Annotated in this window: 15 protein-coding genes and 1 pseudogene; 9 read left to right on the forward strand and 7 right to left on the reverse strand. The window is 59.5% G+C overall.

Going from position 1 to position 18,504, the window contains the following annotated elements:
• The first annotated feature begins 84 nt into the window (after nt 1-84).
• The 7 genes from dnaB (at nt 85) to glmS (ending at nt 9,518) form a co-directional block, all read left to right on the forward strand.
• Entirely contained in the window at nt 85-1,914 is a 1,830-nt protein-coding gene (gene dnaB, locus ACVWYY_RS06955) for a replicative DNA helicase (RefSeq protein ID WP_457439992.1), read from the forward strand.
• Between the two features lie 131 nt (nt 1,915-2,045).
• Nucleotides 2,046-2,942: a universal stress protein gene (locus ACVWYY_RS06960; protein WP_414374007.1), complete on the forward strand. Its 897-nt coding sequence runs from the start codon at nt 2,046-2,048 to the stop codon at nt 2,940-2,942.
• Between the two features lie 47 nt (nt 2,943-2,989).
• The gene (larB, locus tag ACVWYY_RS06965; protein WP_457439994.1) at nt 2,990-3,823 is read left to right on the forward strand and encodes a nickel pincer cofactor biosynthesis protein LarB; all 834 of its coding nucleotides are present in this window, start codon (nt 2,990-2,992) and stop codon (nt 3,821-3,823) included.
• A 260-nt stretch (nt 3,824-4,083) separates the two neighbouring features.
• Nucleotides 4,084-4,980 (forward strand): TerC family protein, encoded by an 897-nt coding sequence (locus ACVWYY_RS06970; protein WP_457439996.1) that lies wholly within the window; start codon nt 4,084-4,086, stop codon nt 4,978-4,980.
• Between the two features lie 487 nt (nt 4,981-5,467).
• A complete protein-coding gene (locus ACVWYY_RS06975) occupies nt 5,468-6,274 on the forward strand; it encodes an ABC transporter ATP-binding protein (RefSeq protein ID WP_457439998.1) in 807 nt (268 codons plus the stop codon).
• Nucleotides 6,274-7,494, forward strand: a complete 1,221-nt coding sequence (locus ACVWYY_RS06980) for an MlaD family protein (protein WP_457440000.1) — start codon at nt 6,274-6,276, stop codon at nt 7,492-7,494. The genes ACVWYY_RS06975 and ACVWYY_RS06980 overlap by 1 nt, the downstream gene beginning before the upstream one ends.
• Nucleotides 7,495-7,670: 176 nt before the next feature.
• The gene (gene glmS / locus ACVWYY_RS06985; RefSeq protein ID WP_457440002.1) at nt 7,671-9,518 is read left to right on the forward strand and encodes a glutamine--fructose-6-phosphate transaminase (isomerizing); all 1,848 of its coding nucleotides are present in this window, start codon (nt 7,671-7,673) and stop codon (nt 9,516-9,518) included.
• Here the strand turns inward: glmS and ACVWYY_RS06990 are convergent.
• The 5 genes and pseudogenes from ACVWYY_RS06990 to ACVWYY_RS07010 all read right to left on the reverse strand — a co-directional run bounded on the left by ACVWYY_RS06990 (nt 9,479) and on the right by ACVWYY_RS07010 (nt 14,303).
• The gene (locus ACVWYY_RS06990; protein WP_457440004.1) at nt 9,479-9,985 is read right to left on the reverse strand and encodes a heavy metal-responsive transcriptional regulator; all 507 of its coding nucleotides are present in this window, start codon (nt 9,983-9,985) and stop codon (nt 9,479-9,481) included. The genes glmS and ACVWYY_RS06990 overlap by 40 nt on opposite strands.
• Before the next feature lie 58 nt (nt 9,986-10,043).
• Nucleotides 10,044-10,520: pseudogene (locus ACVWYY_RS06995) on the reverse strand (RNA-guided endonuclease InsQ/TnpB family protein); the annotation flags it as partial.
• A 343-nt stretch (nt 10,521-10,863) separates the two neighbouring features.
• Nucleotides 10,864-11,475, reverse strand: coding sequence for a 30S ribosomal protein S4 (rpsD, locus tag ACVWYY_RS07000; RefSeq protein WP_011432724.1), 612 nt, complete (start codon nt 11,473-11,475; stop codon nt 10,864-10,866).
• Nucleotides 11,476-11,651: 176 nt separating this feature from the next.
• On the reverse strand, nt 11,652-12,788 hold the full coding sequence (gene gmd, locus ACVWYY_RS07005) for a GDP-mannose 4,6-dehydratase (RefSeq protein ID WP_011432725.1): 1,137 nt from the start codon (nt 12,786-12,788) through the stop codon (nt 11,652-11,654).
• 132 nt (nt 12,789-12,920) lie between these two features.
• Nucleotides 12,921-14,303: a nicotinate phosphoribosyltransferase gene (locus ACVWYY_RS07010; protein ID WP_457440006.1), complete on the reverse strand. Its 1,383-nt coding sequence runs from the start codon at nt 14,301-14,303 to the stop codon at nt 12,921-12,923.
• 315 nt (nt 14,304-14,618) lie between these two features.
• Here ACVWYY_RS07010 and ACVWYY_RS07015 point away from each other — a divergent pair, with 315 nt between their 5' ends.
• Complete coding sequence (locus ACVWYY_RS07015) at nt 14,619-15,689, forward strand: isochorismatase (protein WP_457403662.1); 1,071 nt, start codon at nt 14,619-14,621, stop codon at nt 15,687-15,689.
• Between the two features lie 49 nt (nt 15,690-15,738).
• Nucleotides 15,739-17,055 carry an ATP phosphoribosyltransferase regulatory subunit gene (locus ACVWYY_RS07020; RefSeq protein WP_414344827.1) on the forward strand — a complete coding sequence of 439 codons (1,317 nt, stop codon included), beginning with the start codon at nt 15,739-15,741 and terminating at the stop codon, nt 17,053-17,055.
• On the opposite strand, the gene ACVWYY_RS07025 is transcribed toward ACVWYY_RS07020, so the two are convergent.
• Nucleotides 17,039-18,118, reverse strand: a complete 1,080-nt coding sequence (locus ACVWYY_RS07025) for a DNA polymerase III subunit delta' (RefSeq protein WP_457403663.1) — start codon at nt 18,116-18,118, stop codon at nt 17,039-17,041. The genes ACVWYY_RS07020 and ACVWYY_RS07025 overlap by 17 nt on opposite strands.
• A gap of 3 nt (nt 18,119-18,121) precedes the next feature.
• Nucleotides 18,122-18,301, reverse strand: coding sequence for a hypothetical protein (locus tag ACVWYY_RS07030; protein WP_011432732.1), 180 nt, complete (start codon nt 18,299-18,301; stop codon nt 18,122-18,124).
• Nucleotides 18,302-18,504: the final 203 nt, after the last annotated feature.

Below are 18,504 nucleotides of genomic sequence, written 5' to 3' on the forward strand. Positions count from 1 at the left end.
TTGCGGGATACCGCCTTCCTGCTCAGAGATAGGCAGGATGCGATCGCTTCTTTCCTGAACCATGTTCAGGAGAGTTCAGCGTGAATGTATCAGGTCGGTTGCCCTAGGGCTGGGTTGATTTTCCTATCCTGGCTTGTGGTGATCAGCGATTACGACTTAACGGGTGGGGATCGGCTTCCTCCTCAAAACATTGAAGCCGAGGAGGAAATCCTGGGGGGCATTCTCCTCGATCCGGATGCGTTGGTGCGGGTCGCGGAGTTTCTGCGACCAGAGATGTTCTACATCTCTGCCCACCAAGAGATTTACCGGGCTGCCCTCCAACTGCACAGCCAAGGCCAACCCACCGACTTGATGACTGTGTCTGCCTGGTTGGCAGATCATCACCTTCTGGAGCGGGTGGGAGGAACAGGGGCGATCCGTCGTCTGCTGGAGCAAACCGTCAGCAGCGTCAACATCGACCAGTATGCCCGCCTGGTGATGGATAAATACATGCGCCGCCAGTTGATCCAGGTGAGCAATACCTTGGCTCGTTTGGCCTACGATACCAGTCAGCCCCTATCTCAGGTAATGGATCAAGCCGAGCAGCAAGTGTTTGGCCTCACCCAAGAGCGGGTGCAGCGTAGCCTCATCCCGGCTTCTGAGGTTTTGGTCAATATCTTCTCGGACTTGGAAGAGAAGTTCCAAAGCGGGGCACAGCTTCCGGGGATCCCGACCAAATTCATCGACCTGGATAACCTGACCCAGGGCTTGCAGCGATCCGACTTGTTGATCCTGGCCGGTCGGCCTTCGATGGGGAAAACCAGCCTGGCCCTCAACATTGCCCAAAATGTGGCTGCCTACACCAAGCAGCCGGTCGCTATCTTTAGCCTGGAAATGTCTCGGGAGCAACTGGTGCAGCGGCTTTTGGCCAGCGAAGCCCGCATCGACAGCAGCCGCCTGCGTTCTGGGCGCATTAGCGAACACGAGTGGCAGCGCCTGGGCCAAGCCATTGGTTTTTTGTCGCAATTGCCCCTGTTCATCGACGATACCCCTGACTGTACTGTTACAGAAATTCGCTCCAAAGCGCGGCGTTTGCAGGCGGAACAGGGGGGAACGTTGGGGATGGTGTTGATCGACTACCTACAACTGATGCAGGGATCCGCCGCCGACAACCGGGTGCAGGAGCTGTCGCGCATTACCCGTGGCCTCAAGGCCATGGCCAAAGAGCTGATGGTGCCGGTGCTGGTGCTTTCTCAGCTCAGTCGAGCTGTTGAGTCTCGCTCCGACAAACGTCCACAGCTGGCGGATCTGCGGGAATCGGGCTGTCTGGCCGGGGATACGCAGGTGATGGATGCGGATCGCGGCAAGATCTGGCGGCTGGATCAACTGGCGGCCCTGCCGGCTGCGGCGGAACTGCCCCGCCTGCTCAGCTTGAACGGGCGCGGGCGCTTGGTGCCCCAACAGCCTGTGAAGGTGTTTTGCAGTGGTCGGCAGCCTACCTGTGTTCTGAAGACCCGCCTCAACTTTTCCATTCGCGCCACCGGCAACCACCCCTTCTTGACCCCAGACGGCTGGAAAACCCTCGACGAGCTGCAATTGGAGGAAGAGGTGGCGGTGGTGGTGCAGGAGGGGCTGATCTGGGATCCGGTGGTGTTCATCAGCGAGCCGGGGGAGCCTCAGCCGGTTTACGACGTCGAAATGCCCCGCCACCACAACTTCGTGGCCAACGGTCTGCTAGTTCACAACAGCATCGAGCAGGATGCCGATCTGGTGATGATGATCTATCGCCCGGAATACTACGATCCCAACACCAGCGATCGCGGCATTGCCGAGGTCATCATTGCCAAACATCGCAACGGCCCCACCGGTACCGTGCGCCTGCTGTTCGAAAGCCAGTACACCCAGTTTCGCAACCTGGCGGATCCCAACCGCTGAGCAACCGATGCCGAAGAGGGATCCGGAGCTGCTGCCTTGGGAACAACCCCGCAAGGTGTTAGCTTAGGATCGCTGCGGGCCAAAGCGTTGCTCTTGAGCCGGCTACCCTCTCTCCTAATGCTCAAAACGATATGTTTAAAAACGTGTTAATTGCCACCGACCGCCGAGATGGCCTGCAGCGTTTTGGCAAGTGTCTAGAAGATCTGCACAGCAATGGCATCGAGCGCGTCACCTTCGTCCGCAGCGTAGATTGGCAAGAGGACGACATCGGCATTCCCGACGACATTACCCCCGAAATCCAGGCGGAGCAGGCCCAGTTGCAGAAGCTGCTGAACCCGATCCCAGCAGGGTTGGAAGTCAAGGCTCTGGTGCAGGTGGGCAAGCCGGCAGAGGCGATCTTAAAAGGGATCCAAGCCTACGGCTGCGATCTGTTAATCACAGGCATGGGCACCCACAATCTGCTCGCCGAAAAATTGTTCGGCAGCACCACCATGGCGCTGTTGCCGAAGCTGAAAATCCCCCTACTGGTGATGCGCCCCCAGCTGCTGGCTACCTTTACCCTGGAAGAATTGCGCTTGCGCAGCCGCCACCTGTTTCGCTGCCTCTTGGTGCCCTTTGACTTTGAGCAGCCGCGTCAGCAGTTGCTGAACCATCTCGGCCACCTGCTGCCCGGTACTTCCCAGTGCCAGACGCTTACCCTGCTCTACGTGGTGGATCCCAGCGCCCGCCGCAACCAAGGAACTCCGGTGGAGGTGCTCCAACGCAAAGCCGAGGCTGACCTGGCCCAGGTGCTTGAACCCCTGAGCGAGCAGGTGAAGCCCGTACAGCTGCGCACCCTGGTGCGGGTGGGATCCCCTCTCAAAGAGATCCTAGCTACTGCTGCCGATGAAGACATGACGGCCATCGCCACTGCCTCCCCCCACGTGGGCAGCTTCTGGGAGTGGTCGGTTCGCAGCCTCACCGGCGAGATTTTGCGGCAAAGTTGGCATCCGGTGTTGTTTTTCCCGCGCGGGTCTTTGGCCCAGTAGATCCAGGCAAGATCCAAGCCGAGTGTTGCAGATTGAACTCACCTTCCATGAACCCCCCTTCCACGACAGCGCTGCAGGATCTGTTTCGGGCGGTGGCCCAAGGGGAGCTCACCCCAGAGCAAGCCCTGCAAGCCTATCGCTTTCTGCCCTTTGAGCCGGTGGGAGATTTCGCCCATGTGGATCACCACCGTCCCTTGCGCACGGGCTTTCCCGAAGCCGTGTGGGGGCCGGGCAAGACCCCAGATCAGATTGCCCAGATCCTGGAGCAACTCCACCAGCGGGGATCCCTGGCCTTGGCCACCCGCATCGAAGCCCAGGTGTATGCCGAGATCCGCAGCCGCTTGCCCCAGGCCCAGTATTCCGAGTTGGCCCGCTTGTGTTGGATCCCGTCCCAGCAGGTGGTCAGCCATCCTGGACAGGTCAGCGTGATCTCCGCCGGCACTGCCGACTTACCGGTGGCAGAAGAAGCCGCCCTCACGCTCGAGCTTTCTGGGTTTCAGGTGAAGCGCCTCTGGGATGTGGGGGTGGCCGGGATCCATCGGCTGCTGCACAACTGGGCGGCCCTGCAAGCGGACGTGCTGATCGTGGTGGCGGGCATGGAGGGGGCCCTGGCCAGTGTGGTGGCGGGTCTGGCGGATTGTCCGGTGATCGCTGTGCCCACCAGCATTGGCTACGGGGCCAGCTTCCAGGGCTTGGCTGCCCTGCTCACCATGCTCAACTCTTGCGCGGCGGGGGTGGGAGTGCTGAACATCGATAACGGTTTCGGGGCGGCGATTCTGGCAGGCCAGATCCTGCGCTGTGGACAACGGCTGGCGGCTCGACTGAGCTCATCCGGCCCCACTGGAGATCCAACAGAGGATGGCCAGATTTCAGAAGGTTAAGAACTGTAAATGGATCCTGAGCCAAACAGGCTATACTCAGGCCATAGTTTAGGCTTGGGCTTTCTCTTTCCCATCCTTCGGGAGTTTGAGGGTGTTGCCTCTGGTCACCTAACTGGGTTCATGCCTTTTTCTGGGGTACCTTTATCCGAAGATGGGGAGGGTTCCTACGCTGGTTAACTGCTGTGTTGGACTGACTGGGGCGGACAAAACGCGCGAATATGCTAATTGATGCAACACTTGTCAAAAATGCAACAGATGCGATGGGGGCAACCTTGATCCTGGCGCAAGGGATGACTCAGTCCTTCACCTGGACAGATATTTTCTTGGTAGTGGCTTTGGTGTTTTTGGAGGCCGCCCTCTCTGCGGACAACGCCGTTGCCCTAGCAGCTCTGGTGAAGCATCTGCCCACCCCCCAGCAACAAAATCGGGCCTTGCGCTGGGGCATCATCGGCGCTTACGGCTTTCGCATTGCCATTGTCTTTGCAGCGGTTTGGTTGGTGGAGTATCCGCCCGCCCAATTCTTGGGGGCCTGTTATCTGCTCTGGCTGGCCTGGCAGCACTTTCGGGGCGAGGAAGAAGGCCCAGAACAGGACATCACCCGCCACGCCAATTTTTGGCAGACCCTGGTGATGGTGGAACTGACGGATCTGGTTTTTTCTTTCGACAGCATCGCCGCTTCGGTGGGCGTCTCCCGCAAGGCTTGGGTAATCATCCTCGGCGGCATTCTCGGCATTACCCTGATGCGCTACATGGCTTCTCTGTTTTTGCGTTGGTTGGACGAGTTCTCTCACCTGGAAGACGCCGCTTTTGCCATCATCGCCTTGGTGGGGAGCACCATGTTGTTGGAGGTGTTTTTCCCCCAAATCGAGATCCCAGAGTGGGGGATGGTGGTGGCTGTGATCCCCCTATTTGTCTGGGGTTTCTCGCAGCGCGTGAAACTCAATTCGGAGCAGGATGAACAGCCGGAGCTGGCTGACGGAGAGAAGAGGGAAGAGAAAAGAGCAGGGGTTACAGACGAGATGGAAATCGTCCCCTCCGGTTGGGTGACTGCCCTTGAGGAAGACCTCGCCCCTGAGCCCCAGAGCAGAGAGAATGGAGAGGAGAGCATGCCTCTAACCCCCAAAACCTTGAACTTTGCTGAATTTACTGAGCTTTAGGCGGTTTGGCAAAAGTCATTGAGAGGGATATAGTAGACCAAGTTTCCCCCTGATCCTTGAGTCCACCGCAACGGTTGCCGGGAAGTGAAGGGGGAAAGCGCTCGGGGGGTATTCCTCAGGGCTTTGCGGGATACCGCCTTCCTGTTTGGACTCCGTCCCGCTGACGCGAACAGAGATAGGCAGGATGCGATCGCTTCTTTCCTGAACCATGTTCAGGAGAGTTCAGCGTGAATGTATCAGGTACGGCTTGGGCCTATCGCCAGGGATCCCTGATCTGCCTTGATAGGGCTGTGGGCTGCTTCATTGCCTTGGCCCCTGCCGACTCCTAAACTAGCAGTGAAGCCGACTCAAGGAGGGAAGCATCCTGAGCCCCCAGTTTTGCTTGAAATCATTGGTCAAGTGCTTCAGAAGCAGCATAGACAGCCCAAAGGAGCAGCAGGTGTCCGAAAATAGGCTCCAGCCTTTGGCGAGGGCGGAGGTTCTGAGCATGCCAGCAGTGCAGAGCACTGCCCCCTTGGTGGAGCTGCGCCAAGTTTCCAAGCGCTTCGGCTCGACGGTGGTGCTTGACCACGTGGATCTGAAGGTGTACCGGGGTGAGGCCCTGGGCCTGGTGGGGCCTTCGGGCACCGGGAAATCGACGCTGCTGCGCATCATCGCCGGCCTAACGGAGCCAGACGCCGGAGAAGTGCTCTGGTGCGGGATCCCACTCCCGGAGATCCAAGCCCAACACGCAACTCCCCCTTTGCGGGTAGGGATGGTGTTTCAGCAGGCCGCCCTCTTCGACTCCCTGACGGTGGAAGAAAACGTGGGGTTTTTGCTCTACGAGCACTCGCAGTTGCCCCGCTCCCGTATTCAGGAATTGGTGGCCGCCAAGCTGGAGGCGGTGGGACTGGCGGGCAAAGAGCACAACCTGCCAGAAGAACTCTCAGGGGGGATGCGCAAACGGGCCAGCTTCGCCCGCGCCATTATGGAGGATCCCTCACTGCCCCAGGATGAGCCCCAATTGCTGCTGTACGACGAGCCCACAGCGGGCTTGGATCCCATTGCCTCCACGGTAATTGAAGATCTCATCCGGGAGCTGCAGCAGGTGAAAAAAGCCTGTGAGAGCTACATTGTGGTGACCCACCAGCACAGCACCATTTACCGCGCCACCGACCGCATTGTCCTGTTGGCTCAGGGGCGGGTGCAGTGGGAGGGATCCGTGCAGCAGATTGAAACGTGCGATAACCCCTTTGTGCGGCAGTTTTTCAGCGGTAGCGTAGAAGGGCCGATTCAAGTGGCGGGGCAGGTGTGATGCGTTCGCGAGCAGTGCGAGAAGGAGCAGTGGGCCTGTTGATCCTGGCGGGGGCGCTGGGCTTTGCCGGCCTGTTTTTGTGGATCTACAACCTGCGCTTTGGCAGTCGCGGCTTTCAATTTACCGTCACCTATACCAACGTGGCCGGGCTGGCCGAGGGATCCAGTGTGCGGCTGCGGGGGGTAACCGTAGGTCGGGTGGAGCGTATCACGCCTCAACCCAATCAAGTGGAGGTGCAGGTGGCCATTGACCAGCCTTTAGCTATTCCCCGCAACGCCCTGTTTGTAACCAAACAGACGGGGTTGGTGGGGGAAACGGTGATGGATATCCTGCCCCGACTGAACGTCCAGTTGACAGGATCCCCCCTGGCGCCAGACTGCGACAGCAGCCAAATGGTTTGCAATGGAGATGTGGTGGAGGGAACCCCTGGAGTGGATTTTGGCCAGCTATTGATTAGGCTGGATCGATTGCTCACACGGGTCAACGACGATGAGCTCTTCGACACCCTTAACGCCACCCTAGAAGGGCTCACCCGCGTTGCCAATAGCGTGGCCGATCTCTCAGAAACCGTGGAAGAGCGAGTAGCTGCCCTGCGCACCGAAGATCTGGACTTGTTGCAATTCACGACCGCTGCCACGGCCATCCAAGACGCGGCTGGAGCTGTGGGGGGAACTGCCCGCAGTTTGCAAGCGGCTGCCGATCAATTCACCGCCCTGGTGGATCAAAACCGCACTTCCCTTAACGCCACCCTGGAGAACATTCAGCAGGTGAGCGCCGATCTACAGGCCATGTCGAGCGCGGTGCGCCCGCTGGTTACCGATCCACAACTCCAGGCCGATGTGCGCCAGATCCTGGCCGAGGTGCGAGCGGCTGCGGAGAACGTGGCCCAAGCTACCGAAGATCTGCAGCAGATTGCCGCCAGCCTCAACGATCCGGGCACTTTAGCTACTCTGCGCCAAACCCTCGATTCGGCGCGCATCACCTTTCAAAACATGCAAAAGATCACCGCCGACATCGACGAGCTGACCGGGGATCCCCAGTTTCGCCGCGGCATTCGAGAGTTGGTATTGGGGCTGAGCAACTTGGTCTCCAGCGTCCCTGGGGAAGATGGGATCCAGCCCGCAGTGGCCGAAGGTTATCAGTTCCATTTTGCGCCCGTCTCTTTTGCCCAGGGAGTTGCCCCTGGATCCCAAGGATGGCAGCCGCAGACTTCCCCATAAGTTGGCTGCCTTTCCCCTCTCTCTAGCGGGAGTCTGGGATCCCTGAGATGACCCGCTGAGGTAACAACGGCGGCCAAAGCCGTTGAAGGGATCCCCAACCTGGGGTAGGCTTTGCGGATAAGGTGTTGCCTGTATTGCTACGCAACGCTGATGCGACTGAGGTTGAGGTGTGAGGAATGTGTGGCATTGTCGGCTACGTGGGTTTTCAGTGGGCTGCCCCCATCCTGTTGGAGGGCCTGCGCACCTTGGAGTATCGGGGCTATGATTCTGCCGGCATTGCCACAGTGGATCCCGAAGAAGGATTGAGAGTTGTCCGCGCTACCGGCAAGCTGCACAACCTGCTGGTGAAGCTCACCGCCAACATGCCCACCGCCAAGGTAGGGATCGGACATACCCGCTGGGCCACCCACGGCGGCGTGACCGAAGAAAATGCCCACCCCCAGTGCGACGAGCGCGGGCGCATTGTGGTGATCCAAAACGGCATTGTGGAAAACTACCTGGAGCTAAAGGAGCGTCTCCTGGAGCGGGGGATCCCATTCCGCTCCCAAACCGATACGGAAGTGATCGCCCAACTGCTGGGTCTCTATACAGAAGAGCTGGGCTCCTTTGAGGCGGCCTTTGGCCAGGTCATGGGGCAACTGCGGGGAGGAAACGCCGTAGTGGCTCTGGATCGGGAGGCGCCGGATCGGCTGATCGCAGCCCGTTTGGGCAATGCCGGAGCCGTGGTGGTGGGAGAGGGAGAAGGAGAAAACTTCGTCGCCTCCGATCTGCCTGCCATTGTCCGCCATACCCGCAAGGTGGTGTTCTTAGAAGATGGGGAAATGGCGGTTCTCACGGAGTCTCAAGTGCGCTACTTGCGCATTACCGGCGAGGAGCTGCGCAAATCCAGCATCACCGTGGCCTGGGATCCCATCTCAGCCGCCAAGGGAGGCTACAAGCACTTCATGCAAAAGGAGATCTTTGAGCAGCCCCGCACCACCACCGATACGCTACGGGGGCGGGTGGATCTGGAACAGGGCCGGGTGACGCTGGAGGGGCTAACGCTTTCTGAAGCACAACTGGCCCACATTGAGCACATCCACGCCGTAGCCTGTGGTACTGCCTGGCACGCCTGCTGGGTGCTCAAGTACTTCATCGAGAGCTTGGCCCGTACCCCCGTGGAGGTGGATTACGCCTCTGAGTTTCGCTACCGCCAGCCGGTGTTGCGCCCCAACCACCTGTTGCTGGCTCTAACCCAGTCGGGAGAAACCGTCGATACGCTGGCAGCCATGAGCGAGGCCCGCACCCAAGGGATCCCGACTCTGGCGATTGTCAACGCCATCGGATCCCAGGCCAGCCGTCTGGCGGATGCCGGGGTTCTCTACATCCATGCCGGTCCGGAGATTGCCGTGGCTTCCACCAAAGTGTTTACCGGCATGTTGGTGGCGGGGTATTTGCTGGCCCTGCAACTGGCCCAAGCCAAAGGGATCCTCAGCCCGGCCCAGATCCAAGCCCACCTGCAAGCCTTGATTGAGCTGCCGGGCAAGATCAGCCTGATGCTGAAGGACGCCGCCCTCTACGACCAACTGGCGGAGCAGTACCATCATGTTGCCAACATGCTCTACCTGGGCCGCTGGGTTAACGCCCCGATTGCCTTGGAAGGAGCCTTGAAGATGAAAGAGGTGAGCTATATCCACGCCGAAGGCTACCCGGCAGGGGAGATGAAGCATGGCCCTATTGCCCTCATCGACGAGCGGGTGCCGGTGGTGTGCATTGCCACCCGGGATCCCGTCTACGAAAAAATGCTCTCCAACATCGAACAGGTGCGGGCGCGGGGGGGACGGGTGATCGCCCTCATCAACCCCGAAGACACCCAGGTGCGGGAGAAAGCCGACCACATCATCGAGGTGCCCAGCACGACACCCCTGTTGTCGGCGGTTCTGAACGTGATCCCCCTGCAGTTGTTCGCCTACGCCATGGCTTTGCGCCGCGGAGCCGATGTGGATCAGCCGCGCAACTTGGCTAAGTCGGTAACAGTGGAGTAACGGCTGTCGCTCTTGCCACCGCCGGCCCCTGGTTTTTGCAAAATCGGGCAGATCACCTCTTTTTCATCAGCAGCCGCAGGGGGGATCTGCCAATTGGAGAGGAGACCTTGAATTTGGCTTTTCAGCGCTTGCAGATCGGCAATTCGCCGTTCGATCTCCTGCAGCTTGCCTTGCAGATGCTGGCGAATTTCTGGACAAGGCTGCTCCCCTCGGTCGTGGACATCCAGGATTTGGCGGATTTCTTCTAAGCTCAGGCCCAGGCTCTGGCAGCGGCGGATAAAGGCCAGACGAACCAAAACCGAAGGGTCGAACAGCCGATAGCTGGACTCCGCCCGTTCCACCGTTGGCTTCAGCAGGCCTATCGATTCGTAGTAGCGCACCGTGCGTACAGGCAAGCCGGCTGCTAGAGCCACCTGGCCGATCTTCAGGCTGGCAGACAAGTCCTGGACAGCAGCAGGATTCGACATGTCCCCAACTGGATCCCTGTAGATTTCTTCAGCGTGACATACTCCCACACTCATGCTAAGGACGGTGCTGAATTATGCGAACAGCACCGATTTTGGGCAGATGGATAAACTGCCCGCAAATGCAGTCTTGTTTCATCCGGGGGAAAGTGAAGGAGCGATACCGCCCAACTCCCTTGAATCTGGGTTTCCCTGCCCGCTTGCCGTTACCGTCCCCCTTCAGCCACCGGTCGAATGCTTTGTGCACTCGCTCTATGCAGTTTTGCAGGACTTGCGAATGGACTGCTCTGTACTGCGGAAACAGGGCTTTCATCTTCACCAAATCCCGTTTCTGGGAGTAGAAATCGGGATTGTCTTTTAACTCAGGCAAGTGACAGATTAAGGGACAAGCATTGATGTCACAGCGATTGTGTTCCCACCACGCAAAGCGCTCTGCCAAGCGGTAGTTGTACTGCTTCCGTAACAAGTCTAGCCACTCGCTCATCAAAGCAATCTGGCTGGGCGTAGGTCGCAAACGGTACTGGTAAGCAGTTCTCATTGAGGCAAGGGTAATCTACTGGAATGAATCCTACCTTATTGCTTCATGCGGTGGGGTTACCGTCTCGGTTTTAGGCCAGTCCATTGAAAACCAAAGTGTCCCCGCCTCTCATCCCGACCTTCACCCTGGAAGTGGTGAGTGGATAGTGACTAGCCACTAGTCACTAACAGAGGGCAGGGCTTCCCGGCGGTCTAGCTAACGCTACGCATCGCCAACAGGAGCGATGAGCAGGGGAAACGCTACAAAAAACAAACCGTGAAAAATCCCCCGGCCTCAAGGGTGAGGAGAACGTCAAACTGCCCAAAATTCCCCTGCAATTTGCAATGGCCACAAAAGGGGATCCCTAGAGCTTGCGGGAATAGAACTCAACCACCAAAAGCTCGTTGACCGGGGCGCAAATTTGCTCGCGGGGGGGCAATTCCTTGATGCGTCCGCGCAGCTTTTCTTTGTCAAACTCCAGGTAGTCCGGCAAAAACAACCCCGGATACTCCGCGTAGGCGGCCACCAGCTTGCGGGAAGATTCCTTGTTTTTTACTGTAATCACATCCCCCACTTTGCAGCCATAGCTGGGAATGGTTACCTTTTGGCCGTTAACCTCTATGTGGCCGTGGCTCACGAGCTGCCGAGCTGCCGGAATGGTTGGAGCCATGCCCAGACGAAACACGATGCAATCCAACCGCATTTCCAGCATTTGCAGCAAGGCCAAACCGGTGGATCCCTTGGAGCGCCGTGCCTTGCGCATGTAGCGGATCATCTGCCGCTCGCTCAGCCCGTAGTTGAAGCGCACCTTCTGCTTTTCTTCTAAGCGAATGGCATATTCGGATTTTTTCTTGCGCTCGGCGCCATGCATACCGGGCGGGTTGGTATTTTTGGGGCGCTTGCGCGTCAAGCCGGGCAGATCAAGTCCCCCGAAGCGACGAATAATTTTTAGGCGGGGGCCTGTGTAGCGGGACATGCGGGCATTTCTCCGAAATCAGCAAACAAAGTCAGCAAGAGATGGTCAGCTGGGGAGCAAGAGGACGAGGCACCAAAAGAATCGGCGATCTACTATATTAAGCGTTTAGTTCCTGCTTTGGACAAGGGGTCAGGGCTGTCTTTTGGGATCCCGTCTCCACCGTTGTATTCACCCTGTCAGTCGTAGTGAACCCCCAGCTGGGTGCGGATGAAAGCGCGATCTTCGCTAAGCAAGCCGTTGAGGGTGCGCCGTTCCCCCAAGATGGGATCCGGATCCAGGCCGATGGCTTCCAAGTCGGCCAGAACCATCAGCTCCACCAACTGCGGGAAGCTCACCTTGGGCTCCCATCCTAGGACTCGCTTGGCTTTTGAAGCATCCCCCAACAGCAGATCCACCTCGGTTGGGCGGTAGTAGCGGGGATCGATCTCGATCAACACTTGGTCTTTGTACAACCCCTGTTCGGCTTGGCCGGAGCCTTTCCAGGTAATCGGCAGGCCCACCAGCGCGAAGGCCCGTTCCACAAACTCGCGCACAGTGTGGGTTTCCCCGGTAGCCAGCACATAGTCATCCGGCTGGGGTTGTTGGAGCATCATCCACATCCCCTCGACGTAGTCTTTGGCGTAGCCCCAGTCCCGCTTGGCATCCAGGTTGCCCAGGTAGAGCTTGTCCTGTTTGCCGGCCACAATGCGGCTGACGGCGCGGGTGATCTTGCGGGTTACAAAGGTTTCCCCTCGCCGTGGGCTTTCGTGGTTGAACAAGATACCGTTGCAGGCGAAGAGGTTGTAGGCTTCGCGGTAGTTGACCGTCTGCCAGTAGCCGTACACCTTGGCACAGGCATAGGGGCTGCGCGGGTAGAAGGGGGTGGTTTCCTTTTGCGGGATCTCCTGCACCAGGCCGAACATCTCCGAGGAGCCTGCCTGGTAAAACTTCACCCGGATCCCGGTGCGCTGCTGATAGTCGCGGATGGCCTCTAGGAGACGCAGCGTGCCCATGGCCACTGCATCAACAGTGTATTCCGGCGCATCAAAGCTCACCCGCACGTGGGATTGGGCCCCCAGGTTGTACACTTCCGTCGGCTGCACCTGTTCCAGGATCCTGCGCAGGGTGGTGCCATCCGTGAGATCCCCGTAGTGAAGGAATAGCCTAGCCTGGGGGTCATGGGCATCCACGTAGATGTGGTCGATGCGGTCGGTGTTGAAGGTGCTGGCGCGGCGGATGATGCCGTGAACTTCGTAGTTTTTCTTCAACAACAGCTCGGCCAGATAGGAGCCATCCTGTCCGGTGATGCCGGTAATTAGGGCACGTTGGGTCATAGAGCTGGGGGCAAAGACTAGGAAAACACCAAAAATCAAAATGGCCTGAGGCTCAAGTCCAATGGCAAAACTCAAACCTCAAAGCGGAGACCTTGAAGCTAGAACATTATAGTGCAGCGGGACTCCTTCTCCTCAGGCAGGGCCCGCCGAGGCACATTCCTGGCCAAGGGTGTGGTCTTTCAACCGTTGCAAAGCGGCAGTCAGGGCTGTGGGCCAGGGATCCGGCTGGCGCAGTTGTCGCACTCCCTGGGGCAGGCACAGCACAGAGGCGCGGCTGGTGCGGGCAATGGCTTCCAGATCCGGCAAGGGATCCAGCAGCAGCCCTTTTTCCATAACTTTGCGCAAGAGCGGTTCGTAGCCAGGAGGCGGGGGCTCGTCAGCATGGCCCAACAAGTCTCCTTCAGGGCCGCGAAAGATCTGCTTGCGACCGGGAAGGGTGGCTTTGGCAAAGGAAGCTTTGGCCACTGGGATCCCATTGATTTCCACCAATTTGTACACCCCGTTTACGCCTTCTCCAGTTACCAGGCGGGTGCCCACCCCATAACCGCTGATGGGGGCTTGGGAGCGATGCAGGCGCTCGATCTCGTATTCGTCCAAATCCCCACTGACGAACACCGGGGCGCCTTGAGGCAAAATCTGTTTCACCCGGCGAGAGAGATCTTCCAAATCTCCTGAGTCGATGCGCACCCCGCCGATTTCCCCCTGGGATCCCAGTTGATCCGGGCTTCCGGCTGCAAAAAGCTGGGCTGCCGTGCGCGCCCCTTGGATGGGATCGTAGGTATCGATTAGAAGCGCAGCTTGGGGAAAGTAGCGCCGAAAGGATTGAAAGGCGCGGGTTTCGTCTCCCGAGAGAGCAGCAATGGCCATCACTAGGGAATGGGCCATGGTTCCTGCCGGCTTGCGCCCCAATTTCAGGGCTGCCAAGACGTTGGAGGTGGCATTGAACCCTGCCGCCAGAGCCGCCCGGGCTGCCCACAGCCCCGCCTGGGGACCAAAAGCTCGCCGGGTGCCGAACTCCAACAAAATGGCCTCATCCCCTGCTGCATCTCGCATACGGGCCGCCTTGGTGGCGATCAGGGTCTGGTAGTTAAAGGTGGACAGCAAGTAAGTTTCCACCAGTTGGGCTTGCCAGAGGGGGGCTTCCACCCGCAACAGGGGCTGGTTGGCGAAAATGGCGGTTCCTTCCGGCACCGCCCACACATCCCCCTCAAACCGGCAGCGGGCCAGCAGCTCCCAAAAGCGCTCCGGCGCATCGGCGAAAATGCCCGTTTCCCGCAGTGCTCGCAAAGCCTCGGGGGCGAAGCTCAGTTGCTGCAGATAGTCCACTGCCTGGGTGAGCCCCATGGCGATTAGGTAGCCATAGTCGGTGGGCAGCCGCCGCACAAACAGCTCAAAGGCAGCGGGCTGAGCCTCTAGCCCTTCCCCCACGTAGCAGGCGGCCATGGTGAACTGGTACAGGTCGGTTAGCAGGCCATAGTCTTGGGGCCGCAACGACGAGAAATCAGGGCTCAACATGAAAAACCTCGGGGCAGAAGCCAGTGGGGAACGGCGGGATCGAGCAGAGGGCTGTTGCGAAGGTTATAGTGAAACTTACCATAAGTAAGGCTGCTTGTAGGGATCCACCAGAAGCATCACAACCCCAAAAAACCCTAAAAATCGGCCTCGACAAGACACCAAACCCAAACTCAGCCAGAAATACAGGCGGCCATCTGGACAAAACCTCTTCCCCAACTTATAGTGAAACCAACCATAAGTACCAGCCCGACTTCCTTTAACCTTAGATCAAGCTTGTGCAAGCCTGGTCAATCCAGCCCCCACCGGGAGAACGCCATGAATGCCACTCCACAGGAGCTAACGGTTGCGGCTCCAGCGGGCCTTCCCCCCCACTTTGATCCGGAGCGGGTGGGAGAGATTTGGCGCGTGCCCTACCAACAGCGGGCAGCAGAAGCCGAGCTCTGGGCCAAGGAGCAAGGGATCCCGCCGGCAGAGGCGGATCGGGTGCGGGTGGGCTTGCTGCTCATTGATGTGCAGAACACCTTTTGCATTCCCGGCTTTGAGTTGTTTGTGGCCGGTTCCGGCGGATTGGGAGCGGTGGAAGACAATCGACGGCTTTGTCAGTTCATCTACCGCAATTTGGCCTGCATCACCCAGATTGTTGCCACTCTCGACACCCACACGGCCATGCAGATCTTCCACCCCGTCTTTTGGGTGGACGCGCAGGGAGCCCATCCTGAGCCGGCCACGGCCATTTCGGCAGCCGATATCCGCTGCGGACGCTGGCGGGTTAACCCCGCCATGGCTGCCAACCTCACCCAGGGGGATCTGACGCGGTTGCAGGTCTACGCTCTGCACTACGCCGAGCAGTTGGAGCAGGGGGGAAAATATCCCCTCATCGTCTGGCCCTACCACTCCATGCTGGGGGGGATTGGCCATGCCCTGGTGCCAGCGGTGGAGGAGGCGATTTTCTTTCACGGCATGGCCCGCTGCAGCCAGCCCAGCCTGCAGCTCAAGGGAGCCAATCCCTTGACGGAAAATTATTCCGTGCTTAGCCCGGAGGTTTTGACCGGGCCGGAAGGGGATCCCATCGACGAGAAAAATGAGCCTCTTATCCGCCACCTGCTGCAGTTTGATGCGCTGATCGTGGCTGGCCAAGCCAAAAGCCATTGCGTGGCCTGGACGGTGAGTGACCTGCTGCAGGAAATCCAAGCCACGGATCCCAGCTTGGCCAAGAAAGTTTATCTTCTGGAGGACTGCACCTCGGCGGTGGTGATCCCCGGCGTTGTGGATTTCAGCGAACAGGCGGAGGCCGCTTTCGCCCGCTTTGCGGAAGCAGGAATGCACCGAGTGCGCTCCACGGATCCCATCTGGGAGTGGCCTGAGTTTCCCCGGGATCCCAGCTGACCTCCAACATCCGGTATGATGCAGCAGGATCCTCTGCTGGAGCAGCCCTGTGTACGGTCGCGGTAGCGGTGCGGAGCACTCTCGCGGTAGCGGTGCGGAGCACTTTTGGGATCCCCGCCCTGAGGCCAGTTCCACCGTCTCCAGCAGTCTGCGCCCCCCCAGCGGTGCCCGGGATCTCCTGCCGCGGGAAGTACAACGGCGGGAGAAGCTGGAGGCTCAGCTGACCCGGGTTTTCCGGCGCCATGGCTACCAGCGCATCATCACTCCCACCCTAGAGCGGCTGGAAACGCTGCTGGCGGGGGGATCCATCCGCGCTGAGTCGGTGCTGCAACTGCGGGATGGCGAAGGGACGATGCTGGGGCTGCGCCCCGAGTTCACTGCTTCCATTGTGCGGGCGGCAGCCACCCGTCTAGCCGGTGGGCCTTTGCCGTTGCGGCTCTACTACCACGGCAGCGTTTTTCGCAACAGCCGGCGGGAGGAGGGATCCTACAGTAGCCAGGAGTTTTTTCAGTCCGGAGTGGAGCTGATCGGGGCAGGGGGATGGCTGGCAGATGCCGAGATTCTGCTGCTGCTGGCCGATTGCATTCGCTCGATCGGCATCTCTTCTTGTGTAAACGGGACGGAGGCCGCCTGGACGCTGCTGCTGGGAGATGTCAGCCTCACCGAGAGTTTGCTCAGCGCCGTTGCCCCCACGGCTCAAGCGGCAGTGCGCCGTGCCATTGCCCAGCTCGACTACGTTTACCTGGAATCGGCCCCTCTGCCGGAAGCCGCCCGCCAGATTGGCTTGCAGATTCTGGGGCTGCGGGGCCAGCCCGGCTCAGTTCTTTCTGACCTGGCTCAGTTGCCTGTGCCGCCTGAGCGGCTGCGGGATCTGCGGCAGCTCTGCCAGGTGCTGGAGGAACATGGGGTGCGGGTGGTGCTGGATCTGAGCTTGTTGCAAACCCTGGCCTACTACACCGGTATCGTTTTTCAGGCGGTGGCGAGCGGGGAGGTCATTGCTCTGGGGGGGCGCTACGACCGGCTGCATGCTCTCTACAGCCCTCAGCAGGTCGAACAGCCGGGGATCGGCTTTACCCTTCTGCCGGATACGCTGCTGCGGCTCTTGCCCCCCGATCCCCAAACCGAGGAGATGGGCTGCAAACGGTTGGTGGTGCCCCTGGTGCCGGCAGGGATCCCGGCGGCGCTGGCCTTGGCCGCCCGCTGGCGAGAAGAGTGCACCGCACCGCTGACGCGAACGGAGGCGGTGGAGCTGGAATTGCTGGATCGGGCCCCTGAAGAGATCGAAGCCTATGCCCGCCAATGTCGGATCCCGGAGATCGCCTGGGTACAAGCCGACGGCAGCTACCACATCACCCACCCGGGCTAATGCTGGCAAGGTTGACCTCCCAACAGAGACGGGGCTGCACCAGTTGCAACAGGTGTTGGCGAATGCGTTCCAACTGCCGGATGGCGCTCTGCACCCCTGGCGCAAACGGCTGACGGGATCCCTGCGCCCAAAAATGCTGCTGCAAATAATCGATCAGCCACAGTTGTGCCGGCAGCTCCAAACTGGCCACCGCTCTGCCCAATTCCAATGCCTGCTGGAGAGAAGAGTGCCAGGGCCAACGTTTGAGTTCCTCAAGGAGCGACGGCGGGATCTGCTGCAGGTGCTGGTGGGCCAGCAAGGCCAAGCCGGGGCTGCCCTGGGCCAAGGCAATCAGCTCGGATCGAGAGATCCCTGCCAGATCTGGGCAACCCAACCCACTCAGCACCCGGTCGACCTCTTCTGGGCTGAGGCGGCGAAAAGGCACCATCTGGCAGCGGGACAACAGCGTCGGCAACAGCGAGGCCGCCTGGGGGGCGATGAGTATAATATGGGCTGGGCCTGGCTCCTCCAGGGTTTTCAACAAAGCATTGGCAGCGCTTTCCGCCAAGGTTTCGGCTCCCTCCAGCACCACCACCGCTCCCGTTCGCGTAAGCGGGACGGAGTCCTTTAGCGGGGCGGAGCCCTTTCGCTGGGCTCGAATCGGCTTGCGGGCACAGAAGCGGGATACCCCCTGCACCTGCTCCAGGCGAATTTGGGGCGGCGAGCGCCGTTGCAAGGTTTGCGCCTCCGGGGAGTCTGCCGCAATTAGGCGGCCTTGGTGCAGGTAGGTGGGGCTGACCCAGTGGAGATTGGGATGGTTGCCCGCCAGCAGCCAACGGCAGTGGGAGCACTTGCCGCAAGGGATCCCGGAGCTGGATTCGCACAAGAGGGCCTGGGCAAACCAACGGGCCATCAGCTTCCGCCCCACCCCTTGGGGGCCCAAGAAGCAGTAGCTGGAAGTCACCCGCCCCTTCTCCAGGGCCGCCACAAGCAGTCGTGCCGCCATCTCCTGCCCGACAATGTGCTGTGGAGGCAAGACCTTCATCCGCTTGACGGTCTCGGCGCTCGGACGGAGTTCTGGCATATCTCAGCATCCGCTGGCAGAAGCTGGCAGGAAATGTTTGCGAAAATACTGCAGCGTCTCCGGTCGCAATAACCCCCGCTCCACCAAGGGATCCCCCCAGTGGGGCGAAGATTCATCCATCGGCGGCAAGGACTCCAGCACTTCAGCAGCCAACAAGTCGGCAGCCTTGAGGAACTGATACATTTACGCTGAACACTGCTGAACATCACTGTTCAACTATGCAGCGATAGCATTCTGTTTGTTTCCAAACAGAATGGCGGTATCCCGCAAAGCTTTGAGTAGAATACCCAAAGCGCAGTTTCCGTGTCGTCTTACTACCAATTTTCTGCTTTGCTTTGGCTACCATGTTGGCAGACTCGAAAGTAAACAGAAAGATCAACTGGTAG

This window comes from Thermostichus sp. MS-CIW-34, from assembly GCF_054060435.1.